Source organism: Streptomyces sp. NPDC001941 (assembly GCF_040296945.1).
Classification (GTDB): domain Bacteria; phylum Actinomycetota; class Actinomycetes; order Streptomycetales; family Streptomycetaceae; genus Streptomyces.
In genome coordinates, this window is the sequence record NZ_JBEOYE010000002.1 from 281027 (window position 1) to 306126 (window position 25100).

General features: G+C 73.0%; 25 protein-coding genes and 1 tRNA gene. 13 read left to right on the top strand and 13 right to left on the bottom strand.

Features of this window, described 5'->3' with window-relative positions:
* The first annotated feature begins 25 nt into the window (after positions 1-25).
* Together ABT160_RS03325 and ABT160_RS03330 are read left to right on the top strand one after the other, a co-directional pair.
* Entirely contained in the window at positions 26-1354 is a 1329-nt protein-coding gene (locus ABT160_RS03325; protein WP_351642841.1) for a nicotinate phosphoribosyltransferase, read from the top strand.
* Positions 1355-1487: 133 nt separating this feature from the next.
* Positions 1488-2075, top strand: coding sequence for an isochorismatase family protein (locus tag ABT160_RS03330; RefSeq protein ID WP_351642844.1), 588 nt, complete (start codon positions 1488-1490; stop codon positions 2073-2075).
* A 32-nt stretch (positions 2076-2107) separates the two neighbouring features.
* Here the strand turns inward: ABT160_RS03330 and ABT160_RS03335 are convergent, their stop codons facing one another.
* Both ABT160_RS03335 and ABT160_RS03340 read right to left on the bottom strand, forming a co-directional pair.
* The gene (locus ABT160_RS03335; RefSeq protein WP_351642845.1) at positions 2108-2425 is read right to left on the bottom strand and encodes a hypothetical protein; all 318 of its coding nucleotides are present in this window, start codon (positions 2423-2425) and stop codon (positions 2108-2110) included.
* A 124-nt stretch (positions 2426-2549) separates the two neighbouring features.
* Positions 2550-4943, bottom strand: coding sequence for an immune inhibitor A domain-containing protein (locus ABT160_RS03340; protein ID WP_351642847.1), 2394 nt, complete (start codon positions 4941-4943; stop codon positions 2550-2552).
* Between the two features lie 374 nt (positions 4944-5317).
* On the opposite strand from ABT160_RS03340, the gene ABT160_RS03345 reads away from it, so the two are divergent.
* Positions 5318-5572 (top strand): hypothetical protein, encoded by a 255-nt coding sequence (locus ABT160_RS03345; RefSeq protein ID WP_351642849.1) that lies wholly within the window; start codon positions 5318-5320, stop codon positions 5570-5572.
* On the opposite strand, the gene ABT160_RS03350 is transcribed toward ABT160_RS03345, so the two are convergent.
* Both ABT160_RS03350 and ABT160_RS03355 read right to left on the bottom strand, forming a co-directional pair.
* Positions 5556-6302: an RDD family protein gene (locus tag ABT160_RS03350; RefSeq protein ID WP_351642851.1), complete on the bottom strand. Its 747-nt coding sequence runs from the start codon at positions 6300-6302 to the stop codon at positions 5556-5558. The genes ABT160_RS03345 and ABT160_RS03350 overlap by 17 nt on opposite strands.
* Before the next feature lie 70 nt (positions 6303-6372).
* Positions 6373-7830: an RDD family protein gene (locus ABT160_RS03355; RefSeq protein ID WP_351642853.1), complete on the bottom strand. Its 1458-nt coding sequence runs from the start codon at positions 7828-7830 to the stop codon at positions 6373-6375.
* A 225-nt stretch (positions 7831-8055) separates the two neighbouring features.
* Here ABT160_RS03355 and ABT160_RS03360 point away from each other — a divergent pair, with 225 nt between their 5' ends.
* Positions 8056-8553 (top strand): SsgA family sporulation/cell division regulator, encoded by a 498-nt coding sequence (locus ABT160_RS03360; RefSeq protein WP_351642855.1) that lies wholly within the window; start codon positions 8056-8058, stop codon positions 8551-8553.
* Between the two features lie 8 nt (positions 8554-8561).
* Here the strand turns inward: ABT160_RS03360 and ABT160_RS03365 are convergent, their stop codons facing one another.
* Entirely contained in the window at positions 8562-9929 is a 1368-nt protein-coding gene (locus tag ABT160_RS03365) for an FAD-binding oxidoreductase (protein WP_351642858.1), read from the bottom strand.
* A 108-nt stretch (positions 9930-10037) separates the two neighbouring features.
* Here ABT160_RS03365 and ABT160_RS03370 point away from each other — a divergent pair, with 108 nt between their 5' ends.
* A complete protein-coding gene (locus ABT160_RS03370; protein WP_351642859.1) occupies positions 10038-11555 on the top strand; it encodes a tetratricopeptide repeat protein in 1518 nt (505 codons plus the stop codon).
* Between the two features lie 182 nt (positions 11556-11737).
* On the opposite strand, the gene nthA is transcribed toward ABT160_RS03370, so the two are convergent.
* The 4 genes from nthA to hppD form a co-directional block, all read right to left on the bottom strand.
* A complete protein-coding gene (gene nthA / locus ABT160_RS03375) occupies positions 11738-12325 on the bottom strand; it encodes a nitrile hydratase subunit alpha (RefSeq protein ID WP_351642862.1) in 588 nt (195 codons plus the stop codon).
* Positions 12322-12600, bottom strand: a complete 279-nt coding sequence (locus ABT160_RS03380) for an SH3-like domain-containing protein (protein WP_351642864.1) — start codon at positions 12598-12600, stop codon at positions 12322-12324. The genes nthA and ABT160_RS03380 overlap by 4 nt, the downstream gene beginning before the upstream one ends.
* Complete coding sequence (locus ABT160_RS03385; RefSeq protein WP_351642866.1) at positions 12593-12901, bottom strand: hypothetical protein; 309 nt, start codon at positions 12899-12901, stop codon at positions 12593-12595. The genes ABT160_RS03380 and ABT160_RS03385 overlap by 8 nt, the downstream gene beginning before the upstream one ends.
* A 99-nt stretch (positions 12902-13000) precedes the next feature.
* Positions 13001-14146: a 4-hydroxyphenylpyruvate dioxygenase gene (gene hppD / locus ABT160_RS03390; RefSeq protein WP_351642869.1), complete on the bottom strand. Its 1146-nt coding sequence runs from the start codon at positions 14144-14146 to the stop codon at positions 13001-13003.
* Between the two features lie 121 nt (positions 14147-14267).
* On the opposite strand from hppD, the gene ABT160_RS03395 reads away from it, so the two are divergent.
* From ABT160_RS03395 to ABT160_RS03425, 7 genes are all read left to right on the top strand, one after another.
* Positions 14268-14747, top strand: coding sequence for an Lrp/AsnC family transcriptional regulator (locus ABT160_RS03395; RefSeq protein WP_351642872.1), 480 nt, complete (start codon positions 14268-14270; stop codon positions 14745-14747).
* A 20-nt stretch (positions 14748-14767) separates the two neighbouring features.
* Entirely contained in the window at positions 14768-15415 is a 648-nt protein-coding gene (locus tag ABT160_RS03400; RefSeq protein WP_351642875.1) for an ABC transporter permease, read from the top strand.
* The gene (locus tag ABT160_RS03405; protein WP_351642878.1) at positions 15408-16625 is read left to right on the top strand and encodes a betaine/proline/choline family ABC transporter ATP-binding protein; all 1218 of its coding nucleotides are present in this window, start codon (positions 15408-15410) and stop codon (positions 16623-16625) included. The genes ABT160_RS03400 and ABT160_RS03405 overlap by 8 nt, the downstream gene beginning before the upstream one ends.
* Positions 16622-17461, top strand: coding sequence for an ABC transporter permease (locus tag ABT160_RS03410; RefSeq protein ID WP_351642880.1), 840 nt, complete (start codon positions 16622-16624; stop codon positions 17459-17461). The genes ABT160_RS03405 and ABT160_RS03410 overlap by 4 nt, the downstream gene beginning before the upstream one ends.
* Complete coding sequence (locus ABT160_RS03415) at positions 17461-18435, top strand: glycine betaine ABC transporter substrate-binding protein (RefSeq protein WP_351642883.1); 975 nt, start codon at positions 17461-17463, stop codon at positions 18433-18435. The genes ABT160_RS03410 and ABT160_RS03415 overlap by 1 nt, the downstream gene beginning before the upstream one ends.
* A 106-nt stretch (positions 18436-18541) precedes the next feature.
* Complete coding sequence (locus tag ABT160_RS03420; RefSeq protein WP_351642886.1) at positions 18542-19117, top strand: ArsR/SmtB family transcription factor; 576 nt, start codon at positions 18542-18544, stop codon at positions 19115-19117.
* 59 nt (positions 19118-19176) lie between these two features.
* On the top strand, positions 19177-19356 hold the full coding sequence (locus ABT160_RS03425) for a hypothetical protein (protein ID WP_351642888.1): 180 nt from the start codon (positions 19177-19179) through the stop codon (positions 19354-19356).
* A 15-nt stretch (positions 19357-19371) separates the two neighbouring features.
* On the opposite strand, the gene ABT160_RS03430 is transcribed toward ABT160_RS03425, so the two are convergent.
* From ABT160_RS03430 to ABT160_RS03445, 4 genes are all read right to left on the bottom strand, one after another.
* The gene (locus ABT160_RS03430) at positions 19372-20160 is read right to left on the bottom strand and encodes a S16 family serine protease (protein WP_351642890.1); all 789 of its coding nucleotides are present in this window, start codon (positions 20158-20160) and stop codon (positions 19372-19374) included.
* A gap of 19 nt (positions 20161-20179) precedes the next feature.
* A complete protein-coding gene (locus tag ABT160_RS03435; RefSeq protein WP_351642893.1) occupies positions 20180-20821 on the bottom strand; it encodes an IclR family transcriptional regulator in 642 nt (213 codons plus the stop codon).
* A 529-nt stretch (positions 20822-21350) separates the two neighbouring features.
* On the bottom strand, positions 21351-23141 hold the full coding sequence (locus ABT160_RS03440; protein ID WP_351642896.1) for a DEAD/DEAH box helicase: 1791 nt from the start codon (positions 23139-23141) through the stop codon (positions 21351-21353).
* A gap of 165 nt (positions 23142-23306) precedes the next feature.
* Positions 23307-24779 (bottom strand): MFS transporter, encoded by a 1473-nt coding sequence (locus ABT160_RS03445; RefSeq protein WP_351642898.1) that lies wholly within the window; start codon positions 24777-24779, stop codon positions 23307-23309.
* Positions 24780-24950: 171 nt separating this feature from the next.
* Between ABT160_RS03445 and ABT160_RS03450 the strand changes: the two genes are divergently transcribed.
* Positions 24951-25025, top strand: a tRNA-Cys gene (locus ABT160_RS03450).
* The last annotated feature ends 75 nt before the right edge of the window (positions 25026-25100 follow it).

Here is a 25100-nt window from a genome sequence, read left to right on the forward strand (position 1 = left end):
GAGTATTGGGGGTAGCATCCGTCATATGAACGCTGCGGACCTCGGGCTGCCGGTGGACGTTCCGTCGACCGCCCTCTTCACCGACCAGTACGAGCTGACCATGCTGCAGGCCGCCCTCAAGGCCGGCACGGCCGAGCGGCGGTCCGTCTTCGAGGCCTTCACCCGGCGGCTGCCCTCCGGGCGCCGCTACGGGGTCGTCGCGGGCACCGGCCGGGTCCTCGACGCCGTGGAGAACTTCCGCTTCGACCCCGCCGTCCTGGGCTTCCTGCGCGAGCGCGGGATCGTCGACGAGCCGACCCTGGAGTGGCTGGCCGACTACCGCTTCTCCGGCGACATCTGGGGCTACCCCGAGGGCGAGGTGTACTTCCCGGGCTCGCCGATCCTGCGGGTCGAGGGCTCCTTCGCCGAGTGCGTGCTCCTCGAGACCGTGATCCTGTCGATCCTCAACCACGACTCGGCGATCGCGGCGGCGGCCTCCCGGATGTCGGCCGCCGCGGGCGGGCGGCGCCTGATCGAGATGGGCGCGCGCCGCACCCACGAGCTGGCCGCGGTCGCCTCGGCCCGCGCGGCCTACGTGGGCGGCTTCGACTCCACCTCGGACCTGGCCGCGGGCTTCCGCTACGGCATCCCCACGGTCGGCACCTCCGCGCACGCCTTCACCCTGCTCCACGACAGCGAGCGCGACGCCTTCCGGGCCCAGGTGGACTCGCTGGGCCGCGGTACGACGCTGCTCGTGGACACCTACGACGTCACCGAGGCCGTGCGCACCGCCGTGGAGGTGGCCGGGCCCGAGCTGGGCGCGGTCCGCATCGACTCCGGCGACCTGCTGCTCGTCGCCCACCGGGTGCGCCAGCAGCTGGACGAGCTGGGGGCCCGCGACACCAGGATCGTGGTGACCTCGGACCTGGACGAGTACGCCATCGCCTCGCTGGCGGCGGCGCCCGTGGACGCGTACGGGGTGGGCACGCAGCTGGTCACCGGCTCGGGGCACCCGACCTGCTCGATGGTCTACAAGCTGGTGGCGCGCGCGGAGTCGGCCGACGCCAAGGCGCCGCTGGTGCCGGTGGCGAAGAAGTCGCTGGGCGCGAAGTCGTCGCTGGGCGGGCGCAAGTGGGCGGCCCGCCGCCCCGACCGGTACGGCATGGCGGAGGCCGAGGTGGTCGGCACCGGCCCGGTCCCGGCCGCGCTGGCCGACCGGCAGCTGCTCGTGGAGCTGGTCAAGGGCGGCGAGGTGGTCGGCCGGGAGCCGCTGGAGGCGGCCCGCGAGCGCCACATCAAGGCCCGCTCGGGCCTGCCGATGTCGGCGATCCAGCTGTCCCGGGGCGAGCCGGTGATCCCCACCGAGTACGTCTGAGGCCTGGTGCGCCCGGCGGTCCACCGAGCGCCGTGACATGCCCCCTGCCGCACGGGGGCCGGAGTCCCTAGGCTCTTGCGCGTCCCCGTCCCGTCCCGCCCCCGTCCCCCTCCTCCACCCGAAGGACACCGCCATGCACCGCGCACTGATCGTCGTGGACGTCCAGAACGACTTCTGCGAGGGCGGCAGCCTCGCGGTGGCGGGCGGCGCGGACGTCGCCGCCGCCGTGACCGACCTGGTGGGCGAGGCCGCCGGGGCCGCCTACCGGCACGTGGTGGCCACCCGCGACCACCACGTGGACCCGGGGGCGCACTTCTCGGCGCACCCGGACTACGTGGACTCCTGGCCGCCGCACTGCGTGGCGGGCACCGAGGGCGTGGGCTTCCACCCGAACTTCGCGCCGGCCGTCGCCTCCGGGGCGATCGACGCGGTCTTCGACAAGGGCGCGTACGCGGCGGCGTACAGCGGCTTCGAGGGCGCCGACGAGAACGGGGTGCCGCTCGCCGAGTGGCTGCGGGCGCACCAGGTGACCGAGGTGGACGTGGTGGGCATCGCCACCGACCACTGCGTGCGGGCGACCGCGCTGGACGCGGCCCGCGAGGGCTTCGCGGTGCAGGTGCTGCTCGACCTGACGGCCGGGGTGGCCAAGGAGACGACCGAGCGGGCCCTGGAGGAGCTGCGCGCGGCCGGGGTGGAGCTGAGCGGCAAGCCGGTGGTCTGAGCCGGCCGCCGGACCGCGGACCGGCCCTGGTGCTAGTACACCGGTCTGGGGCGTCCCAGGAGGGTGCGTATGGGGTGCCAGAGCTCCTCGTCGCGCTCCGGGTTGCGGCGCCAGAGCAGGCCGTCCGGGTGGTGCAGCACGGCCGTGATCTCGTCCGGGGTGGGCGGCTGGGCGTTGCCCCGCAGGTAGACCGCCCGCAGCCCGAGGTTGCGCAGCCTGGTCAGGGCGCGGGCGCGGTTGGCGGCGTGCACCAGGACGCGCACCGTGGAGCCGTCGGCCGCCGGACTGGGCAGGCTGAGCGCGACGACGACGCTGCCGTTGGGCAGCTTGCAGAAACCTCCGCCGGGCATGCGGAACCACTCCCCCGTGAGTTCACTGTCAATAAGACACCGCTTAAGACGCACCTAAACACGATCGGCCGCCGCCCGCTAGAGGGCGACGGCCGATCATGACTTGACCTGCGGTTATGCGAAATTACTTGACCGAGGGACCCACCTGGAGGCTGATCGTCTGGCCGTTCGAGGGCTGCTTGGTGATGGCGATCTTGGTGTTGGTGTCAGTTACCTGGACGCTGCCGTACTTGTTGGCCGCGTCGTAGTAGACGCCCTTGTGGTCGTCGAAGACCGACACCGCGGGCTGGGCCGGGAAGCGGGTGGCGACACCGGCCTTGTGCAGGGTCAGCGCCGGGACGCGCTCGGTGCTGAACGCGGCGTCGAACGGCGTGATCTTGTTGGAGACCAGCTTGCCGTCGGCCCACTTCATGGCCTTGGCGTGCGCGTCGACCGGCAGCAGCAGGCCCTTGCCGGGGTGCTCGCTGACGTTGTTGTTGCGCTGCGAGGTGTCCCACTGCCAGATGACCAGGCCGGGGCGGTACGCGTAGTGCTCGACCCAGCTGTCCTTCGGCGCCGCGAACCCGAAGTTGTACGGGCCGACCTTGAGGGTCTTGTCGTACGAGACGTACTGGCGGTTCTCGGCGATGTAGTACTGCGGGAAGTCACCGGTGACCGACTTGCCCACGCGCTGGAAGCCGCGCACGGTCCAGCCGTTGTCGTCGCCCTCGGCGTTGTCGGAGAACAGGGTCGCGCCGTCGGCCTTGACCGTGATGTTGTCCGAGGCGAAGCCGATCGGGGCCACGCCGCCGTCCGTCTTGTAGCGGAAGCGGATGCCGACGTTCTGGCCCGCGTAGGCGTCCAGCGGGAACACCAGGTGCTTGTACGTGCCGGAGTCGCCGGTCAGCGCCGGCTTGTCGCCGCCGTCACGGGTGATCGGCTGGCCGTCGGCGGTGCCGTCGATGGACTTCCAGCTCGCGCCGCCGTCCGTGGACACCTGCGTGTACAGGTAGTCGTAGTCCTTCTCGATCTTCCACCAGCCGTCGAGCTCCAGCGCGGCCTTGGACTTGCCGGTCAGGTCGACGAAGCGGGTGAGCGTGTTGGAGAGGTTGTCGCCGTAGTCGCTCCACCACTGCTTGGCGCCCTGCTTGGGCTCGACGATCTCCGTGGTGACCGTCTTCTTGGGCAGCTCGACCACCAGCGCCTGCGGGCGGCGGGTGTTGTACGCGGCGACGCCCAGGGTGTGCTTCGACTTCGTCGCGGCCTTGGCCGTGTCGTAGTTGAGCCAGCCCAGCTGGAGCTTGTCCCAGGCGGTCATGTCGCCCGGCAGGTCGCCGATCTCGTTCTTGCCGCTGCCGAGCCAGGAGCCGGCCGACATCAGCGACCAGAAGCCGACCGAGTTGTCGATGCCCGGCACGTTGTTGGTGTCGTACAGGTCCGGCAGGCCCAGGTCGTGGCCGTACTCGTGGGCGAAGACGCCCAGGCCGCCGTTCTCGGGCTGCGCGGTGTAGTCGCCGACCCAGATGCCCGTGTCGCCGATCGGGGTGCCGCCGGCCTTGAAGCCCGACGGGCCGGTGTCGCCGTCGTCACGGCCGTAGACGTAGCCGCGGTGCGCCCACACGGCGTCGGTGCCCTGGGCACCGCCGCCGGCCGACCCGTCCTCGCCCGCGTGGACGATCTGGAAGTGGTCGATGTAGCCGTCGGGCTCGTTGAAGTTGCCGTCGTTGTCGTGGTCCGTGCGGTCCCACTGGTCGAACTGGGCCATGTCGGCCTTGATCTGGGCGTCCGTCCTGCCGGCCGCCTTCTGCTGCGCCACCCAGGCGTTCACGCCGTCGCGGACCAGGTCCTCGACGTTGGGGCAGTTGTTGGAGCCGCAGTAGTCCGAGCCGTAACGGGCCTCGTTCCAGTCGACCTTGACCCAGTCGGAGACCTCGCCCTCGACCGAGTAGCGGCCCGAGGAGGTCTTCTCGTAGTAGGTCTTGAGCGAGTCGACGCCCTTGCCCGCCCCGAAGTACAGGTCCTCGAAGTGCTTGCGGTTGTAGTCCGCGCGCCAGGCCGTGCTGTTGTCGACCTTGCGGTCCGGCTTGGCTATCTGGTTGTGCAGCGGGCCGGGCGTGCCGCCGTACTTCTTGACGGGCGGCAGCGGGCCGTCGCCGTCCGGGTCGTACAGGGTGGTGTCGTCCACCTTGTTCCCGAACTCCACCAGGATCGTGAAGATCTTGTCGGTGCGCTCGCGGCCGAGCTCGACGTACTTCTTGTCGCCCAGGCGCACGACCTTGGAGCCGTTGCGGCTCTCCGGCTTCGCCTTGCCCGACAGCACCTGCTCCAGGGCCTCCTGGCGCTGCTTGGCCTGGGTCGCGGCGTAGGGGCCGTCGATGACGTGCCCCTTGCCGTCGGCGTGCGCGGCGGCGGGGGCCGCGTTGCTCGCCGCGGGCTGCGCGGTCCTCTGGTCGTCGGCCTGCGCCGTCCCCGCGGCGGCCGTTGCGGTCAGCGTCACGAGTACGGCACTCGCGGCCAACGCGCGCTTGGTGATGGTCACTTGGTCTGGTCCTCCCCCGCGTGGCCGCAGCGGGTAGGGGGACCTCTACTCGGAAGGGTCCTCCGCGCGTCACGCGTCACAAGTGACGACATTCGACCGGAGACCCGGTAGAAAAGACAGACCTTGACTTGCACAGGCCAACTGCACTATGCAGGAGAGCGGTTCCGGTATCCGGACGCCGGCGCCCGGTCCCAACGGGCGCATCCGGCCGTCCACTTGGTGGACTCGGTGACTCGGTGCGCCCCCGATGCACCTGCACCGTGGGTAAGGTCACGCTTACTTCCGGTTCCGCTCGGGAATCCAGCCCCGTAGAGTCGCGCGAGAGCGCGACCCGTAGCGAGACTCCCAGCCCGCCCTCGAGGACGGAAACCGTCATGCCGCGTCCCACCGCCGCACAGCTCGCCTACGGTTCGGCCACCGTCGTCTTCGCGACCGTCGCCATGCTCCTTCTCTCCCAGACCACCACCGGCCTCGGCGTCGCGGTGATCGGCGTCGCCGCGCTCCTGCTCGGCCTGCTGGTCGCCATGACCGTGCCCCTGCCACGACGCGCGAAGGCGGCGGCCGGTTCCCCTACGGAACCCGCCGCCGCCTCCCGCGACTCCGCCGCCCGCGCTACCGCGGGGCGCTGACCACCACGGTCTTCGCCGCCTTGTCGTGCAGGCCCTGCTTGTAGGGCTTGTCGACCAGGATGAGGATCAGCAGGAGCAGCGGCCACAGGCAGGCGCAGCAGATCAGCGCCGGCAGCCACAGCACGACCGCGCGGATCAGCGCGGCGTTCGTGGGGGGCGTGGAGCCGTCGTTGAGCATCGCCGTGCGCAGGCCCATCAGCTTCTTGCCGACCGTCTGCCCGTTCTTCGACGTCATCACCGTGTCGTAGGCGATGTAGGCGACGATCGAGATCAGCTGCCAGATCCACTGACCGCCGCTGCTGGAGGTGAGCGCGTCGGTGATGTCCCCGTTGTCGTCGGTCACCCGGTCGTAGACCTTGAACGGGATGCCGATCACGGCCAGCGGGATCGCGATGATGACCCAGTCGATGATCCTGGCCAGGATGCGCTTGCCGGACTCCGCCAGCGGCGGCATCCCGGCCAGCGGGTCGGCCCCGCCGTACGCCCCGCCCCCGGGGCCCCCGCCGCCGTAGGGCGGGGGCGGCGGGGCGTTGTCGTAGGGGCTGCCGTACGAGGGCGGGGGCGGCGCGGACCCGCCGTACGGGTCCTGCGGGGGCGGCGTGGCGCCGCCGTACGGGTTCTGCGGGGGCTGCTGCGGGGACCCCGCCGACGGCGGCGTGGGGTCCTGCGGCTTCTTGAGGAACGGGTCTTCCTCGGGCGGCTGGCCGGGCGTCGGCTGGTCGTTGCTCATGGGGGCAGTGCACCGCGCCCGGCCGGGCGCCGCAACGGGTCAAGGCCCGTTCGGGGGAACGCGCGCGGGGCTATCCGGCCACGAACGTACGGGCCGCCTTGTCGTGCCAGCACTGCCGCCACGGGCGGTCGAAGACGCACCACAGGACGTTCAGCAGGCCCACGGCCAGTACGCCGAGGAGCCCGTACACCAGCCAGCGCCGCAGCGCCGCCCCGAACGACGGCGGCTCGTGCGCCTCGATGTCCCGCACCTGGAGCCCGAACAGCTTCTTGCCGAGGGTGCGGCCCCACTTGGCCGTCGGCACCGCCTCGTACAGCACCCCCAGCACCAGCAGCACGCCCAGCGCCGCCCCGAACCAGGCCGAGCTGGTGCCGTCCAGCAGCCACACCGTGACCGTCTCGCCGGACTGCTTGGCCGCTTCGATCTTGCCGTCGATGTGGTCGAGCGCCCGGGTGACGAAGGGGTACGCCGCGGCGCCCGCGAGGGCCCCCAGCACGACCGTGTCGACGAGCCGGGCGGCCAGCCGCTTGCCCAGCGCCGCCGGGCGGGCGTTGGCCTGTGCCTGCGCGGCGGCCAGGAACGGGTCCGCCACCGGCGGCTTCCACGGCACCACCGGCTGCTGCCCCGCCCCGCCGGACGCCCCGCCGGACGGCTCGGGCCGCGCCTGCTGCGCCCAGGAGGCCGCCCCGCCGCCGGGCCCGGCGGTCAGCGGGGTGACCGGGGCGGACGGCCGGGGGGCCTGCGTCGCGGGCGCCTGGGCCTGCCGCACGGGCGGCACGGGCTGCTGCGCCTGCGGGGCCGGACGCGCGGGCTGCGGCTGTACGGTCCCGGGCCGCGCGGGAGCCGACTGCGGGCCCTGGTGCACGGGGGCGGGCTGCGGGGCCTGGTGCGCCGGCCCCGGCTGCGGGGCCTGCGGCTGCTGGGGCAGGGCCCGGATCGACATGGTGCCCTCGGCCGCCGGGGCGCCGCCCCGGGGGGCGCGCGGGGCGGGCTCGGCGGGCGGCAGGGCCCTGGGCTCGGCGGCCGGGCCCAGCGCGGGCTGCGCGGCCGGGACGGGGGCGGCGGGAACGGGCGCGACGGGCGCCACGGCGTGGGCCGGGCCCAGCTCGGGGCGGCGCACGCCCGGCAGCGCCCCGCCGGTCGGGTCGGCGGCGCCGCGCGGGTCGGCCGCCCTCGGGTCCCGGCCCTCCGGCGCGCCCCAGGAGACCCGGTGGTCGCGCTCGCCGCCGAAGCCGGTCTGCCGGGAGACGTCGGCGGCCCAGGCGGAGGCGGGCTCCTGGTGCGTCTCCTCCGGCGGGTCCTCGTCCAGGAACACCGGCCCGGTCTCCTCGACCGCCGGGACCGGCGCCGGGGGCGCGGCGGACGCGGGGGCGGCCGGCAGCGCCTCGCCGTCGCGCGGGGCGGGGCGGCTGGTGCCGGGGACCCAGGCGGCGCCGTTCCAGTACCGGACGTACCCGGGGATGGAGGGGTCGGGGTAGTAGCCGGGCGTGGGGCTGCCGTCTCCGGTGGCCGGGGTGGGGGCGCTCATCACCGTGGTCCCGTATCTCCTCGATGGCCTCGTTGCGGGCTCCACATCTATCAGACCGCCGTGCGCGCCACCGGCGGTCCCGCCACATGCGCCACTATCAGGTCACGGCGAAGTCACGCAAAGTAATGAGAAGTTGTCGCCCGAAGTCGCGTAATGGGGAACGGGGAGGCGGCTCTCTCCTCGTACGGGCCCACCGGGGGCCCCGTACGAGAGAGGGCCGGAACCGTGGAGAACACGCAGAACACCGTCGTGGAGCGCGAGCTGGAGCTCAACCTGGTGCTGTCGCCCGAGCGCAGCATCCCCGTCCCCGCGCGCCTCGCCTACCGCGTGGGCGACCCCTACGCCGTGCACGTCACCTTCCACGTCGGCTCCGACCACCCGGTGAACTGGACCTTCGCCCGCGAGCTGCTGGTGGAGGGGGTGTTCCGTCCGTGCGGCCACGGCGACGTGCGGATCTGGCCCACCAAGGTGGAGGGCCGCAACGTGGTCCTGATGGCGCTGTCCTCGCCCGACGGCGACGCGCTCCTGGAGGCGCCCGCCACCCCGGTGACCGCGTGGCTGGAGCGCACCCTGCGCGCGGTGCCCCCCGGAACCGAGGCGGACCAGCTGGGCATCGACGACGCGCTGGCGGAGCTGCTGGCGCCGACCACGCAGGGCCGCGCCGACGACCTGTGGCTGCGCGACCCCTGGCCGTCGGACGAGTCCAAGGAGGGGGAAGCCTGAGCGTGGCCTCAGAAGAGCTTGCCGGGGTTGAGGATCCCGAGCGGGTCGAAGACCGCCTTCACCCCGCGCTGCAACTCCAGGCCCACCGGGCCCAGTTCGCGGGCGAGCCAGTCCTTCTTCAGTACGCCCACGCCGTGCTCGCCGGTGATGGTGCCGCCGAGCTCCAGGCCGAGCGCCATGATCTCGTCGAACGACTCGCGGGCGCGCCGCGACTCCTCCGGGTCGGCCGCGTCGAAGCAGACGGTGGGGTGGGTGTTGCCGTCGCCCGCGTGCGAGACGACGCCGATGGTCAGCGCGTACTTCTCGGCGATGGCGGCCGTCCCCCTGATCATCTCGTCGAGCCGGGAGCGCGGGACGCAGACGTCGTCGATCATCGTGGTGCCCTTGACCGCCTCCAGCGCCGTCAGCGAGAGCCGACGGGCCTGGAGCAGGAGTTCGGACTCGGCCGCGTCGTCGGCGGGGACGACCTGGGTGGCCCCGGCGGCGGTGCACAGCGCACCGACGGCGGCGAGGTCGGCCGCCGGGTCGGGGGTGTCGAAGGCGCACAGCAGCAGGGCCTCGGTGGTGTGCGGCAGACCCATCCTCGCCAGCTCGTTGACCGCCCGGACCGTGGTGCGGTCCATCAGTTCCAGGAGCGCGGGGGTGTGCCCGCCCTCCATGATCGCGCAGACGGCCTCGCAGGCGGCCGTGGAGGACGCGAACTCGGCGGCGAGCACCAGCTGCCGCGGCGGCCGCGGCCGGAGCGCGAGGACCGCCCGGACCACGACGCCCAGGCTCCCCTCGGAGCCCACGAACAGCCGGGTGAGGTCGTAGCCCGCGACGCCCTTGGCGGTGCGCCGCCCGGTGCTGAGCAGCCGCCCGTCGGCCAGCACCACGTCCAGGCCGAGCACGTACTCGGCGGTGACGCCGTACTTCACGCAGCACAGGCCGCCCGACGCGGTGCCGATGTTGCCGCCGATGGTGCAGGTCTCCCAGCTGGAGGGGTCCGGCGGGTAGTACAGGCCGTGCTCGCCGACGGCCCGCGACAGCACCGCGTTGACCACGCCCGGCTCCACGACGGCGATCCGGTCGACCGGGCTGACCTCCAGGATCCGGTCCATCCGCACCAGCGAGAGCACGACGCAGCCGTCCGAGGCGTTGGCCGCGCCGGACAGGCCGGTGCGGGCGCCCTGGGGCACCACGGGGACGCGCAGGGCGGTGGCGGTGCGCATCACGTGCTGGACCTGCTCCACGGTGCGCGGCAGGACCACGACGGCGGGGGTGCCCGCGGCGCAGAAGCTCGCCATGTCGTGGGCGTAGGAGGCGGTGACGTCCGGGTCGGTGAGGATCGCTTCGGCCGGCAGGCCCGCGCTCAGCTGTGCGACAAGATCGTCCATGTCCCCAGCCTGGCACCCGGGGCCATCGGTGTGAACCCGTCGGGCGATCGCCCCGACGCCCGCGATGTGTTCTTCGTATCGGCTCCGCGGTGGCCCACAGTGAGCGCCATGAAGAAGGATCAGGTGAGGAAGGCCGTGCTGGCCGCGGGGGCGGGTGCGGTACTGGCCGGCGGGGCGCTGTGGTGCGTACCGGACCTCCTCGGCGACGACGGGCCGCCGCCCGCCCCGGGTCCTGCCGCGCGGGCGATGACCGCGACGGCGGCCGGGGCACAGGCGTCCCTGCCCGACCTGGTGGCGCTGATCGGGGACCGGGAGAAGTGGGTGCGCGCGCACCCGGCGGACGAGGAGTCGTGGGCGGTGCTCGGGGCCGCCTACGTCGAGCGGGGCGTCCGGGCCGGCGACGCGCGCTACTACCCGCGCGCCGAGCGGGCCCTGAACCGGTCCCTCGCGGTGCTGCCGGGCGACCGGGGGAACCTGGAGGCGCTGGTGGGCCTGGGCGCGCTGGCCAACGCGCGCGGCGACTACGGGCAGGCCCGCCGGTGGGCGGAGATCGTGCAGATGCAGAAGCCGAAGCGGTGGCGCACGTACCCCGTCCTGCTCGACGCCTACTACGGGCTCGGCGACTACAAGAAGGCCGGCGCCGCCCTCGACTCCTTCCTGGAGCTGCGCTCGGGCGGCCCCGCGCTGGGCGTCGCGGTGCAGGGCTACCGGATGCGCGGCTGGCGCGAGGACGCCCAGGCGACCGCCGTGGACGCGGTGGCGCGGGCGGACTCGGCCACCGAGAAGGCGGCCGCGCTGGTGCGGCTCGCGGACCTGGCGTGGGAGCGGGGCGACACCCAGGAGGCGCTGGCGGGGTACGAGTCGGCGCTCCAGGTGCTGCCCGGGCACGCGCCCGCGCTGGCCGGGAAGGGGCGGGCGCTGGGCGCGCTGGGCCGCACGGACGACGCCTTCCAGGCCTACCAGCGGGCGCTGGCGAAGCTGCCGCTGCCCGAGTACGCCCTGGAGGCGGGCGAGTTGTACGAGTCGCTGGGCCTGGACGGGGACGCCCGCACCCAGTACGACGTGCTGCGCGCCCGGGCCGCCGAGGCGGGGACGCACGGGGTGAACGAGGCGCTGGTGCTGGCCCGCTTCGAGACGGACCACGGCGACCCGGAGGCGGCGGTGACGCGGCTGCGGGCGGAGTGGGGGCGCGGCCACCGCTCGGTGCAGGTGGCCGACGCGCTGGGCTGGGCGCTGTTCCGGGCCGGGGAGCCCAAGGACGCCCTGGCGTTCGCCAAGCGGGCGCACGACCAGGGGCTGCGCAGCGCGCTGTTCGCGTACCACCGGGGCGAGATCGAGCGCTCGCTGGAGCGGTACGGGGAGGCGCGCAGGCACCTGGAGGAGGCGCTGCGGATCAACCCGGACTTCTCCCCGCTGCTCGCGCCGCGGGCGAAGGAGGCGCTGGAGGCGCTGGGGGAGCCGCCGGAAGGGGGGCCGCGCAACGTGCACGGGTACCAGCCGAAGAAGTACTACGGCGGGGGTGGGAGTGGGGGCTGGAAGCCGTCGAAGAAGGGGTCGGGGAAGTCCCAGGGCGGCTCGAAGCAGGGCGGGGGCTCGAAGAAGGGGAACGGGGCGGGGCGGCGCTGACGCGGGTGCGGGGCTCCCGAGCCCTGCATCCCCAGCCCGTCCGGCGTTTGAGGACGGACCCGCCCCCTCGCCGCCGGAGGCATTCGGGAAGGGGCGGGTAGGGGACTCCGGGACCCGCGCCACGGCGGCCCGCGCCACACGCCGGACGGGCTGGTTTCGTCGGGCATGGCCCGTCGCGAGCGCTACAGCTCCGCCGTGCCGATCAGGGCGTTGCGGGTGACCAGGCCCGCCAGGTCCTCCTCCGCGAGCCCCCCGCTCCCCTCCGGGCGGCGCGGCAGCACCATGTACCGGGTCTCCGACGTGGAGTCCCAGACCGTGACCTCCGTGTCCGCCGGCAGGTGCAGCCCGAACTCGGCCAGCACGGACCGGGGTTCGCGCACCACCCGGGACCGGTACGCCTCGCTCTTGTACCAGCCGGGCGACGGCCCGAGCAGCCGGATCGGGTAGCAGGAGCACAGCGTGCACACCACGACGTTGTGGACGGCCGCCGTGTTCTCGACCACCCGCAGCCGCTGCGGCTGCACTCCCCCGGCGGACAGCCCCAGTTCGGCGACCGCGGCGGTCCCGTCGGCGAGCAGGCGGGCGCGGAAGCCGGGGTCGGTCCAGGCGCGGGCCACCACGCGGGCGCCGTTGGCCGGGGACGCCTCGGCGAGGAAGGCGTCAATGACCTCGTCGAGCGCGTGCGCGGGCAGCAGCCCGCGCTCTTCGAGCAGGGTCTCCAGGCGGCGCACCCGCCGGGAGACCAGCGCGTCGTCGTGGCCTGCGCTCATGGGACGTCCGCCTCCAGGTAGCTGTCGAACAGGTCGAGTACGACGTGGTGGTCGCCGTCGCCCCACAGCTCGCGGGCCGCGAACCGCACCGCGTACACCTGCTCCACGGGCGCGTCCGGCACCCCCCGCGCGCGCACGTCGGAGAGCGGGGCGGGCCCCTCGGGCTCGACGACCACGCCGTGCTTGCCGCGGGCGTAGCGGGGCAGCCGGGTGTGGTGCGGCGGGTCGTGGTGGACCGTGCGGACCCGGGCACCGGGCGGGAAGCGGTCAGCCATCGAGGCCGTCGGGGGCGGCGGGTTCGTCGAGGTCCCCGGGGGCGAGGTGGCCCTTGCGCTCCAGGAGCGTGGTGATCGCGTGGAGCCAGCGCTCGTAGTAGGAGGCCGCCAGGTAGTCGGCGGGCGGCATCGACTCGATGGCGTCGCGGAACTCGTCGAGGTTGAAGACCCCTTGGGCCACCAGCGTCCGGTTCAGGGCGAAGACGCGGGCCTCCCAGTCGGCGTGGAAGGGCTCGCCGTCGTCCGCGGTGTCGACGGGGCCGAAGCCCTGCATGCCCCCGACGTCGTTGATCCTGGCCATGGCGGCACCCTAACTCCCGCGCGGGGGAAGGGAAACGGCCCCGGGGTCAGGGTCCCGGGGCCGTCGTCCAGTGGGCGGCCGTGGGGGCCGCCGCGCGGCTCAGAGGTTGCCGCGCTTCTCCTGCTCGCGCTCGATCGCCTCGAACAGGGCCTTGAAGTTGCCCTTGCCGAAGCCCATGGAGCCGTGGCGCTCGATCATCTCGAAGAAGACGGTCGGGCGGTCCTGGACCGGCTTGGTGAAGATCTGCAGCAGGTAGCCGTCCTCGTCGCGGTCGACGAGGATCCTCTCCTGGCGGAGGATCTCGACGGGCACCCGGGTCTCGCCGGCCCACTCGCCGAGGGTGTCGTAGTAGGAGTCGGGGGTGTCCAGGAACTGCACGCCCGCGGCCCGCATCGCGCGCACCGAGGCGACGATGTCGTTGGTGGCCAGGGCGATGTGCTGGACGCCCGCGCCGCCGTAGAACTCCAGGTACTCGTCGATCTGCGACTTCTTCTTCGCGATCGCGGGCTCGTTGATCGGGAACTTCACCTTGAGGGTGCCGTCCGCGACGACCTTGGACATGAGCGCGGAGTACTCGGTGGCGATGTCGTCGCCCACGAACTCCTTCATGTTGGTGAAGCCCATGACCTTGTTGTAGAAGCCGACCCACTCGTCCATCCGGCCGAGCTCCACGTTGCCGACGCAGTGGTCGATGGCCTGGAAGACGCGCTTGGCCGGGGGCTCCACGATCGGGGCGGCGGCGGTGAAGCCGGGCAGGTAGGGGCCCTCGTAGCCGCGGCGCTCGACCAGGGTGTGGCGGGTCTTGCCGTAGGTGGAGATGGCGGCGAGCACGACGGTGCCGTTCTCGTCCTCCACCTCGTGCGGCTCGACCAGGCCGGTGGCGCCCTGGGCGGTGGCGTAGGCGTACGCGGCACGGGCGTCCGGGACCTCGATGGCGAGGTCGACCACGCCGTCGCCGTGCTCGGCGACGTGGGCCTCCAGGAAGCGGCCGTGGTCGGTGGAGGCCTTGATGACGGAGGTGAACACGAACCGGGCTGATCCGTTGACCAGGACGTAACTGGCCGTCTCGCGGCTGCCGTTCTCCGGTCCGGAGTAGGCCACCAGCCGCATTCCGAAGGCCGTGGAGTAGTAGTGCGCGGCCTGCTTGGCGTTGCCCACGGCGAAGACGACCGCGTCCATTCCCCTGACCGGGAAGGGGTCGGCCTCACGCGCGGTGTCGGGGGTGTGATTCAGCGTCTCAGTCATGTCCGCAGGTTCCCGCCGTTCCACAAGCTGCGCAATAGTTTGCTCATTCGCTGGGCAATCTGCACAGTCAGGAGCCACTATGGCCGGGCGTTCTGCACAGGATGACCATCTGGAGTACCCCATGGCGATCGATCATCTGGACGGCCGGCTCATCGTCCTGCTGGCCCGCGAGCCCCGCATCGGGGTGCTGGAGGCCTCGCGCCGCCTGGGAGTGGCCCGCGGCACCGTACAGGCCCGGCTGGACCGGCTTCAGTCGAATGGCGTCATCCGGGGATTCGGCCCCCAGGTCGACCCGGCGGCCCTCGGCTACCCGGTGACCGCCTTCGCGACCCTGGAGATCAAACAGGGCCAAGGCGCGGACGTCCGGGCGCACTTGGCGACCGTGCCCGAGGTCCTCGAACTGCACACCACGACCGGCCACGGCGACATGCTGTGCCGCCTGGTGGCCCGGTCCAACGCCGACCTCCAACGTGTGATCGACCGGGTCGTCCGTTTTGATGGGATCGTCCGGGCCTCCACGGCCATCGTCATGGAGAACCCCGTACCGCTGCGGATCATCCCGCTGGTGGAGCAGGCCGCGGGGGACGACCCCCCGGCCTGACGGACGCGAGGAGAGCGCGTGTGAGCTTCTGGGACTACCTGGCCAACCGGCACCAGCAACTGCTCACGGACGCCTTCCAGCACGCGAGCGCCGTCTTCCAGTGCATGGTGATCGCCACCGTCGTCGGGGTGGCGGTCGGCGTGCTGACCTACCGCAGCGAGTGGGCCGGCAACCTGGCCGTCACCTCCACCGCCACGGTCCTGACCATCCCCTCGCTGGCCCTGATCGGCCTGCTGATCCCGCTGGTCGGCCTGGGCGTGGCGCCCACCGTGATCGCGCTGACCCTGTACGGGCTGCTGCCGGTGGTGCGCAACGCCATCGTGGGGCTGCGCGGCGTGGACCCGGCCCTGGTGGACGCGGCCAAGGGCATCGGCATGTCCCGCGCGGCCCGGCTCTTCCGGGTCGAGCTGCCGCTGGCCTGGCCGCCGATCCTGACCGGCGTCCGGGTCGCCACGCAGATGCTCATGGGCATCGCCGCCGTCGCCGCGTACGCCTCCGGGCCCGGCCTGGGCAACGAGATCTTCCGCGGCATCGCCTCGCTGGGCAGCGCCAACGCCATCAACCAGGTGCTCGCGGGCACCCTCGGCATCGTCGTGCTGGCGCTGCTCTTCGACGCCGCGTACGTCCTGATCGGCCGCCTGACCATCCCGAGGGGGATCCGTGTCTGAGAACACTTCGGGAGCCGGCATCGAGCTGGAGAACCTGACCAAGCGCTACCCGGGCAACCCCAACCCGTCGGTGGACGACGTCAGCATGGAGATCAAGGCCGGTGAGACGGTGATCTTCGTGGGGCCCTCCGGCTGCGGCAAGTCGACCACGCTCAAGATGATCAACCGGCTGATCGAGCCGACGTCCGGGCGGATCAGGATCGGCGACGAGGACGTCACCGACATGGACCCGGTGAAGCTGCGCCGCAAGATCGGCTACGCGATCCAGTCCTCGGGCCTGTTCCCGCACATGACGGTGGCGGAGAACATCGCGCTGGTGCCCAGGATGGTCGGCTGGTCCAAGTCCCGGGTGAAGGACCGGGTCGAGGAGATGCTGGACCTGGTGGGCCTGGACCCGCGCGAGTTCCACGGCCGCTACCCGCGCCAGCTCTCCGGCGGCCAGCAGCAGCGCGTCGGCGTGGCCCGGGCGCTGGCGGCGGACCCGCCGGTGCTGCTGATGGACGAGCCGTTCGGCGCGGTGGACCCGATCACCCGCGACCACCTCCAGGACGAGCTGATCCGCCTCCAGCACGAGCTGCACAAGACGATCGTCTTCGTCACCCACGACTTCGACGAGGCCATCAAGCTGGGCGACCGGATCGCGGTGCTGCGCGAGCGCTCGCACATCGCCCAGTTCGACACCCCCGAGGCGATCCTGACCAACCCCACCGACGACTTCGTCTCCGGCTTCGTCGGCGCGGGCGCCGCCCTCAAGCGCCTCAACCTCACCCGCGTGCGGGACGTGGGCGTCGGCGACTTCCCCACGGTCACCGTCGACGACCCGCTCCAGGAGATCTTCACCAAGCTGCGTGGCGGCACCCACAACGAACTGCTGATGCTGGACCGGCGGGGCCGCCCCTACAAGTGGCTGCGCCGCGGCGACCTGATGCGGGCCAAGGGCTCGCTGGCCAGGGCAGGACAGCTGGTGCACGACACGGTGACCAGGGACGCCACCCTGCACGACGCGCTGGAGGCGGTGCTGACCGACTCGGGCGGCCGGGTCGCGGTGACCGGGCGGCGCGGGGAGTTCATCGGGGTCGTCGACATGGAGACGCTGATGAACTCGGTGCAGGAGCTCCTGGAGGCCGACCGGCTCGCCGCCGCCGAGCACCAGCACGACCTGGAGGAGCAGCGCGCGCACCGGACCGACCAGGCGCTGGAGGGCGAATGAGCCGCCGCCACGCGCCGGAGCGCCCGCCGGGCGAGCACGAGGTCAAGGGGCACGCGTTCCGCGACGAGCAGGAGGAGCCGCTGCCCGCGGCCGCTCCCCCGCGCCGGATCACCTGGCGCAAGCTGGTGGTGCTGCCCGCGGTGATCGCGGTCGCGCTGGTCCTCACGTACGTCTGGATCACCAACGCGGACCTGGACTCGATCGCGCGCAACTCGCTGGACAACGGCAACGTGCAGCTGCGGCTGTGGCAGCACGTGAAGCTGACCGCGGTCTCCACCTTCTGGGTGCTGCTGATCGCGGTCCCGCTCGGGATCGCGCTGACCCGGCGCCGGCTGCGCGGGGCCGCGCCGGTGGTCACCGCCGTGGCCAACATCGGCCAGGCCACCCCGGCCATCGGGCTGCTGGCCCTGCTGGTGATCTGGCTGGGCATCGGGCCGCGCACCGCGGTCATCGGCATGGTCGCCTACGCGGTGCTGCCGGTGCTCTCCAACACGGTCGCGGGCCTGAAGGCGATCGACCCGCAGCTGGTGGAGGCCGCCCGGGGCATCGGGATGTCCTCGGTCGGCGCGCTGGCCAAGGTCGAGCTGCCGCTGGCCGTGCCGCTGATCCTGGCGGGCGTGCGCACCGCGCTCGTGCTCAACGTCGGCACCGCGACCCTCGCCACCTTCGGCGGGGGCGGCGGGCTCGGCGACCTGATCACCTCGGGCATCCAGACGCAGCGCATGGCGGTGCTGGTGCTCGGCTCGATCCTGACGGTGGCGCTGGCGCTGGTCGTGGACTGGCTGGCCTCGCTGGCGGAAGTGGCCCTGACCCCGCGAGGACTGGAGGCCGCCTGATGCGACGGCTGCGTACGGCGGTGACCACGGCGCTGCTCCTGCTCGCGCCCCTGTCCGCGTGCGGGCTCAAGAGCGGCTCGCCCCTGGTGGACGACGTGGTGCCGGGGTCGGTGGGCCGCGGGCAGCCCCTCAAGGGCGCGTCCCTGACGGTCACGTCGAAGAACTTCAGCGAGAACATCATCCTGGGGCAGATGGCGGGCCTGGTCCTGAAGGCGGCCGGCGCCGAGGTCCTCGACCGCACCAACCTGCCCGGCTCGGTCTCGGCGCGCGAGGCGATCGTCAAGGGCGACGCCGACGCGATGTACGAGTACACGGGCACGGCCTGGATCACCTACCTGGGCAACTCGAAGCCGATCGTGGACCCGGTGAAGCAGTGGGAGGCGGTGCGGGACGCGGACCGCGCGCACGGGGTGGCCTGGCTGCCGCAGTCCTCGCTGAACAACACCTACGCGCTGGCGATCAGCAAGAAGAACAACGCGAAGTACGGCCTGAAGACGCTCTCGGACGTGGCGGCGCTGGCGAAGAAGGACCCGTCGGCGGTGACGGTGTGCGTGGAGAACGAGTTCGCCTCCCGCGACGACGGCCTTCCGGGCATGCAGAAGGCGTACGGGATGTCCCTGCCCGCCGCCAACATCAAGAAGATGGACGCGGGCATCGTCTACACCCAGGTCTCGCAGTCGGGCTCGTGCCTGCTGGGCGAGGTGTTCACCACGGACGGCCGGATCAAGGCCATGGACCTGGACGTGCTGACCGACGACAGGCACTTCTTCCCCAACTACAACGCGGCGCCCGAGCTGCACGCGGCGACGTACGCCAAGTACCCGGCACTGGCCTCGCTGCTCGACCCGGTCACCGCGAAGCTGACCACGCAGGTGGCGCAGGAGCTGAACGCCAAGGTGGACGTGGACGGGCAGGACCCGCACGACGTGGCCAAGGACTGGCTGGTGGAGCAGGGGTTCATCAAGGAGGGGTAGCCGGCCCGACCCGGCCCGACCCGGGCCGACCCGGGCCGACCGAGTTGCAAAGGAGTTTTGCAAAAGACCCTTGCAAAGCTCCTTTGCAACCCTCTACGCTCCTGCCATGCCCGAGAACACGCCCCGCAACGTCGTCTCCCTCGGCCCCCGCACCCTGCGGGCCCTGGCCCACCCGCTGCGCATCCAGCTCCTCAAGGCCCTGCGCCACCACGGCCCCGCCACCGCCTCCCAGCTCGCCGACCGGCTCGGCGAGTCCAGCGGCGCCACCAGCTACCACCTGCGCCAGCTCGCCGAGCACGGCCTCATCGAGGACGCCCCGGAGCACGGCAAGGGGCGCGAGCGCTGGTGGCGCGCCGCGCACGACGGCACCACCTTCGACGCGGACCTGCTGGACAGCGAGGACCCCGAGGTGCGCGGCGCGGCCAACGTCTTCATGCACGAGGTCGCGACCATCCACGCCCAGGAGGCGTACACCTGGATCGGCACCCGCCACGAGTGGGACGACGCCTGGTCGCGCGCCTCCGACCTCAGCGACTTCAGCCTGGACCTCACGCCGGAGCAGCTCACCGAGCTGACCGGGAAGGTGCACGCGCTCATCGAGTCCTACGGCACCGCGGGGACCGGCGACGCCACCGAGAAGGTCCGCCTCCACCTGCACGCGTTCCCCCGCAGCCGCGGCTGACCCCGCCCCGGCCCGCGCCCACCGGCTCCACCGGCTCCACCAGAGAGGGACCACCCGCCATGCACAGCGACGTCTTCCTGTACGTGCACGAGTACCGCGCCGCCGACCTGCGCGCCGAGGCCACCGCCATCACCGCCCCCGGGCGGCCCGCCCTGCGGGCCCGGCTCGGCTGGACCCTGGTCGAGCTGGGCCTGCGCCTGGTCAGGGAGCAGCGCCCGGCCGTGCCCGCGCTCGTCTGAACCGCGCTCGTCCGCTCAGCAGCTCGGGACCGAGCCGCCCGACTTCAGGGCCTTGAGCACCTTCACGGCCTCCTGGAGCGTCCCCACCGGGACCAGCTTCATCCCCGCGGGCACCTCCGCGCCCGCCTCGGCGCACTGCCCCGCGGGCACCAGGAACACCTTCGCGCCGTCGCGGCCCGCCGCCTGGGGCTTCAGCCCGACGCCGCCGACCGGGCCCACCTTGCCGTCCGGGGTGATCGTCCCCGTACCGGCGATCACGCGGCCGCCGGTCAGGTCGCCGCCCGCGCCGTCGCCGTCGAGCTTGTCGACGACGCCCAGCGAGAACAGCAGCCCGGCGCTGGGACCGCCCACGTCGGCCAGGGTCAGCCGGACCTTCACCTTCGCCGGGTCCCGCTTCAGGTAGCCCAGCGCCGCGGTGACCGCGGAGTCCTGCGCCTGGGTCATCTGGTCGAGGTTGTGCTTCTCGACCTGCTGGTCCGACTGCCCCTGCGGGTAGACGGACTGGCGCGGCAGCACCTCCCGGTCGCTGCGGAACCAGGCGTCGGCGACGTCCGTGATCCGGTTCTCCGCGGAAGGTCCCGTCGCCAGGATCGTCGTCATCCGCAGCTGGCCCTCGGTCGCGCGGACCGGGGCGCCGCTGATCTCGATCACCGGCTTGCCCCGGTCCGCGCCCAGCACGTCGTGCGTGGCGCCCGGCTGGGCGATCACGAACGGCAGCGGCGCGAAGGCCGCCGTCGCGAACAGCGCGACGACGGGCACGGCGCACAGGGCCAGGGCACGGGAGCGGGAGAGGTTGCCGATCACGCCGCCCAGGGTAGCCGGGCTACCTGAGGGCGTCGGCGACCTCGCGGGCGGCGTCCACCACGCGCGGCCCGACCCGCTCCGGCACCGCGTCGGCCAGCATCACCACGCCCACGCTGCCCTCTATCCCGGTCACCCCCACCAGCGGGGCGGCGGCGCCGCTGGCGCCCGCCTCCAGCTCGCCGTGGGTGAGCGTGTAGCCGGGGTCGGTCAGGCCGCCCTGGCGGGCGGCGAGGATCGCCTTGCCGGCCGCGCCCCGGTCCAGCGGGTGGCGGAAGCCCGCCCGGTAGGCCACGTGGTAGTCGGTCCAGGTCGGCTCCACCACGGCCACGGCCAGCGCCTCCGCGCCGTCGACCAGGGTCAGGTGGGCGGTCGCCCCGATGTCCTCGGCCAGCGAGCGCAGCACGGGCAGCGCCGCCTCGCGCACCAGCGGGTGCACCTGGCGGCCCAGGCGCAGCACGCCCAGGCCCACCCGGGCGCGGCCGCCGAGGTCACGGCGGACCAGCGCGTGCTGTTCCAGGGTGGCGAGCAGACGGTAGACGACGGTGCGGTTCACACCGAGCTTGTTGGACAGCTCGGTGACGGTCAGCCCGTGGTCGGTGTCGGCGAGCAGCTTGAGGACCCTCAGTCCCCTGTCGAGCGTCTGGGATGTCTCCGCGGTCACGACGCCCTCTCCTTCGGAGTGAGTGGCGGCGGCCCCCTGACGGATTGCGCGACACCGGTCCCGTCGGCGACGCACGTCAGAGGCCGCCGGCAGGCCATGGCACCGGCTGCGCTCCGCGGCGGCGCTGCCACGGGGCGGTTGCATTGCGGGGACAGTAGCGATCCGGTCCGCTCAGCGGAAGGGGTCGTCCAGAATCCGGGCGCCGCCGGAGAGTTGACGGGTGGTTGGCGGGTGATTGTCCCCCCGTCACCCGGTGTTCGCGGGGGTCTCGCGGGCGCGGGGGGACCTTCGTCCGCACGTCAAGGGACTTTGGGCGACTTCGCGGGGATATCCGGCGCACTAGCGTGGAGCACGTCCGAGGGGCGTCCGTGGGGGCCGGCCCTCGGACCACCCTGTCCCGTCCCCGCGGGACGAGCGGGGCCCGGTACACACGTACGTACCGGGCCCCGCTCCATTTCCTCCGCGTCCGCCTCCGACGCGTCCGCTTCCTCCGCGTGCGCGTGCGCGCGTCAGCCTCCGCGTGCGCGCGTCAGCGCATCCGGGTGGCCCACTCCTGGACCTTCTTGATCCGCTCGCGGATCTGCCCGGCCGTCGCCTCGGCGCTCGGCGGGCCGCCGCACACCCGGCGCAGCTCGGTGTGGACCACGCCGTGCGGCTTGCCGCTCTGGTGGACGTACGCCCCGACCATGGTGTTCAGCTGCTTGCGCAGTTCGAGCAGCTCCTTGTGGGAGACGATCGGGCGCCGCTCGGCGGGCAGTTCGAGGAGGTCCGCCTCGGCGTCCGGCTTCTTGCGGCTGTGCGCGATCTGCCGGGCCTGGCGCTTCTGCAGCAGCAGCTCCACCTGCTCGGGCTCCAGCAGGCCCGGGATGCCCAGGTAGTCCTGCTCCTCCTCGCTGCCGGGGTGGGCCTGCATGCCGAACTCGGCGCCGTTGTACATGACCCGGTCGAAGACCGCGTCGGACTCCAGCGCCTCGAAGGGCAGCATGTCCTGCTCGCCGGTGTCCTCGTCCTGCTCCTTGTTGGCCTCGTCCATCTCCTTCTCGGACTCGGCGTACGGGTCCTCCTCGCCGTCCTTCTTCGGCCGGTCGAGCACGTGGTCGCGCTCGACCTCCATCTCGTTGGCGAAGCCGAGGAGCATCGGGATGGTCGGCAGGAAGACCGAGGCCGTCTCGCCGCGCCTGCGGGAGCGCACGAAGCGGCCCACCGCCTGGGCGAAGAACAGCGGCGTGGAGATCGTCGTGGCGTACACGCCGACCGAGAGGCGCGGCACGTCGACGCCCTCGGACACCATGCGCACCGCGACCATCCAGCGGTCGGTGGACTCGCTGAAGTCGTCGATGCGCTTGGAGGCCGCGGCCTCGTCGGACAGCACCACGGTCGCCTTGGTGCCGGTGATCTCGCGGATGAGCTTGGCGTACGAGCGCGCCGAGTCCTGGTCGGAGGCGATGACCAGGCCGCCCGCGTCCGGGATCGCCTTGCGGACCTCGGTGAGCCGCTGGTCGGCGGCGCGCAGCACGTTGGGCATCCACTCGCCGCGCGCGTCCAGCGCGGTGCGCCAGGCCTGCGAGATGGCGTCCTTGGTCATCGGCTCGCCGAGCCGCGCGGCGATCTCGTCGCCCGCCTTGGTGCGCCAGCGCATGTTGCCGCTGTAGGAGAGGAAGATGACCGGGCGCACGACGCCGTCGCCGAGCGCGTTGCCGTACCCGTAGGTGTAGTCGGCCGAGGAGCGCCGGATGCCGTCGTTGCCCTCCTCGTACGTGACGAAGGGGATCGGGTTGGTGTCCGAGCGGAACGGCGTGCCGGTCAGGGCCAGCCGCCGGGTCGCCGGGTCGAAGGCCTCCAGGCACGCCTCGCCCCAGGACTTGGAGTCGCCGGCGTGGTGGATCTCGTCCAGGATCACCAGGGTCTTGCGCTGCTCGCAGCGGTTGCGGTGCAGCATGGGGCGCACGCCGACACCGGCGTACGTCACGGCGACGCCCTGGTACTCCTTGCTGAGCGGCCCGGCGCTGTAGTCCGGGTCGAGCTTGATCCCTATCCGCGCGGCGGCGGCCGCCCACTGCTTCTTCAGGTGCTCGGTGGGGGCGACCACGGTGATCTGCTGGACGACGTGGTGGTGCAGCAGCCAGGAGGCCAGGGTGAGCGCGAAGGTGGTCTTGCCCGCGCCGGGAGTGGCGACCGCGAGGAAGTCGCGGGGCTGCTCCTCGATGTACTTCTCCATCGCGCCCTGCTGCCAGGCACGCAGCTTGTTGGCGGTGCCCCAGGGGGCGCGTCCGGGGAAGGCGGGCGACAGGTGGTGGGAGGTGGGGGCGGTGGTAGTCACGGTCTCCGGTTCGACGCTCGGCCAGATATGACAACCGGGCCACCTTACCGGGGCGGCGGCCGGTCGACGGGTCGGACGAGGCCGGTCGGGGCGTGCGTGAGACACGCTTCACAACCGGCCGGGGCCCCCTGAAGGGGGCCCCGGAACCGCCTCTGAGCTGGGCTTTTACGACGTACTGGGGGTCTTGTCCACCAGCCGGGTGGCCACCCAGGCGCCCACCAGCGCCACCCCCGCCATCGGCAGGAACACCGCGGCGAAGGCCCCCGGGTGCGAGCCCGCCGCGGCGTCCGCCGCCGCGTGGGCGACGCCCCCGCCGCCGAGCGCGGCGAAGGCGGCGCCGCCGGCCGCGAGGAGCAGCGCGTTGGACAGCCCGTCGGAGATCTGCAGGGCGGCCGAGTTCGCGCCGGCCTCGCCGGGCGGGGAGAGCTTGAGGAGCATCACGCTGGTGGAGGAGACGACCACGCCCATGCCCAGGCAGCCGAAGCCCCAGGCCACGGCCACCACCCAGACCGGGACCGCGCTGATCAGCACGCTCGGGGCGGCCGCGATCGCGGCCGCCACCAGGATCATGCCGAGGACCATGAGCCGCTCGCGGTACGGCTCCGTGCCCGGCCGGGACTGGATCCAGGAGCCCAGCGCCCAGGTGGCGCCGCCGACCGCGAGCGAGAGCCCGGCCATGGTGGGCGACAGGCCCCGCTGGGTGACCAGCATCAGCGGCACGAAGGACTCGGCGGCGATGAAGGCCCCGGCGGCCAGGCCGCGCAGCAGCACCACCGAGGGCAGGCCGCGGGCGGCCCGGTAGGTGCCGCGCGGCAGCAGGCCGAGGACCGAGGGGGCCAGCAGCGCGGCACCGGCGGCGGCCGGGAGCAGGGCGAGCCAGCGCAGGTCCTGCCCGGCGTACTGGAGCAGCCCGGCGCCCAGCGAGACGCCCAGGGCGAGCCGGATGCGGCGCCGGTCGAAGGCGGCGAGCGGGGTGCCGGGGTCGGCGGGCCCGGAGGCCATGCGGCGGATCGCGGGCAGGGCGAGGGCCAGCGGCAGCACCACCAGGACCGGGATGCCGATGAACACCCAGCGCCAGCCGAGGTGTTCGGTGACGGTGCCGGCGGCGAGCGGTCCGACGACGGACGGGACGACCCAGGCGGCGGCGAACGCGGCCATGATCGAGGGCCGCAGCCGCTCCGGGTAGGCCCGCCCGATCACCACGTACAGCGCGACGATCACCAGACCGCCGCCGACGCCCTGGACGGCCCGCCCGGCGATGAACAGCCACATGCCCGAGGCCGTGCCGGAGAGCAGCAGGCCGCCCGCGAAGGCGGAGATGCCGACGGTCAGCGGCGCGAGCGGTCCGCTGCGGTCGGCCCACTGCCCGGAGAGGACCATGGCGAACAGGCTGGTGGTGAAGTACGCGGAGAAGGCGAAGGCGTACAGCGGGACCCCGTCGAGCTCGCGCGCGGCCACCGGCATCGCCGTGCCCACCGCGGTCGCCTCGAAGGCGATCAGCAGGACGACGGAGACGATCCCGACGCTCAGCGCGCGGTGGGCGCGCCCGAGCACCCCCTCCGGGCTCTCCGGGGGCGGGGCTATCGGGTCGTTCGCTGGCGCGGCCTGGGCGGCGTCGCGCGGTTCGAGGGCGGTCATCCGGCCAGCGTAAGAGGCGTGGGCGGGTTTGGAACCTGTCGTGGGACCGGAAGCGCCTCGTCCGTTGGTCGTACGACCGTGAACGGCACATGGCGGTCGTGTTGCGGCCCGGCCGGAACCCTTGAGGGGCGGTGCCGGGCCCGCCTAACGTCTTCCCCAGCGAGCAAGCGCGACCGCGTGCCCGAGTGGCTTAGGGGCTCGACTGCAACTCGAGTTACGTGGGTTCGAATCCCGCCGCGGTCTCCACACGACGACGGCCGCCTCCCCTCCCGGGAGGCGGCCGTCGTCGCGCGTGCGGGGCCCGTCGCCCCACCCCCGTAC

Excerpts from the sequence above, each read along its gene's own strand:
- ABT160_RS03425 (WP_351642888.1), top strand. The coding sequence starts at position 19,177 with ATGCACAGCGACGTCTTCCTGTACGTGCACGAGTACCGCGCCGCCGAC.
- ABT160_RS03365 (WP_351642858.1), bottom strand. The coding sequence starts at position 9,929 with ATGGACGATCTTGTCGCACAGCTGAGCGCGGGCCTGCCGGCCGAAGCG.
- ABT160_RS03415 (WP_351642883.1), top strand. The coding sequence starts at position 17,461 with ATGCGACGGCTGCGTACGGCGGTGACCACGGCGCTGCTCCTGCTCGCG.
- ABT160_RS03335 (WP_351642845.1), bottom strand. The coding sequence starts at position 2,425 with ATGCCCGGCGGAGGTTTCTGCAAGCTGCCCAACGGCAGCGTCGTCGTC.
- ABT160_RS03410 (WP_351642880.1), top strand. The coding sequence starts at position 16,622 with ATGAGCCGCCGCCACGCGCCGGAGCGCCCGCCGGGCGAGCACGAGGTC.
- ABT160_RS03395 (WP_351642872.1), top strand. The coding sequence starts at position 14,268 with ATGGCGATCGATCATCTGGACGGCCGGCTCATCGTCCTGCTGGCCCGC.
- ABT160_RS03330 (WP_351642844.1), top strand. The coding sequence starts at position 1,488 with ATGCACCGCGCACTGATCGTCGTGGACGTCCAGAACGACTTCTGCGAG.
- ABT160_RS03380 (WP_351642864.1), bottom strand. The coding sequence starts at position 12,600 with ATGGCTGACCGCTTCCCGCCCGGTGCCCGGGTCCGCACGGTCCACCAC.
- ABT160_RS03355 (WP_351642853.1), bottom strand. The coding sequence starts at position 7,830 with ATGAGCGCCCCCACCCCGGCCACCGGAGACGGCAGCCCCACGCCCGGC.
- ABT160_RS03385 (WP_351642866.1), bottom strand. The coding sequence starts at position 12,901 with ATGGCCAGGATCAACGACGTCGGGGGCATGCAGGGCTTCGGCCCCGTC.
- ABT160_RS03325 (WP_351642841.1), top strand. The coding sequence starts at position 26 with ATGAACGCTGCGGACCTCGGGCTGCCGGTGGACGTTCCGTCGACCGCC.
- hppD (WP_351642869.1), bottom strand. The coding sequence starts at position 14,146 with ATGACTGAGACGCTGAATCACACCCCCGACACCGCGCGTGAGGCCGAC.
- ABT160_RS03420 (WP_351642886.1), top strand. The coding sequence starts at position 18,542 with ATGCCCGAGAACACGCCCCGCAACGTCGTCTCCCTCGGCCCCCGCACC.
- ABT160_RS03445 (WP_351642898.1), bottom strand. The coding sequence starts at position 24,779 with ATGACCGCCCTCGAACCGCGCGACGCCGCCCAGGCCGCGCCAGCGAAC.
- nthA (WP_351642862.1), bottom strand. The coding sequence starts at position 12,325 with ATGAGCGCAGGCCACGACGACGCGCTGGTCTCCCGGCGGGTGCGCCGC.
- ABT160_RS03345 (WP_351642849.1), top strand. The coding sequence starts at position 5,318 with ATGCCGCGTCCCACCGCCGCACAGCTCGCCTACGGTTCGGCCACCGTC.
- ABT160_RS03350 (WP_351642851.1), bottom strand. The coding sequence starts at position 6,302 with ATGAGCAACGACCAGCCGACGCCCGGCCAGCCGCCCGAGGAAGACCCG.
- ABT160_RS03370 (WP_351642859.1), top strand. The coding sequence starts at position 10,038 with ATGAAGAAGGATCAGGTGAGGAAGGCCGTGCTGGCCGCGGGGGCGGGT.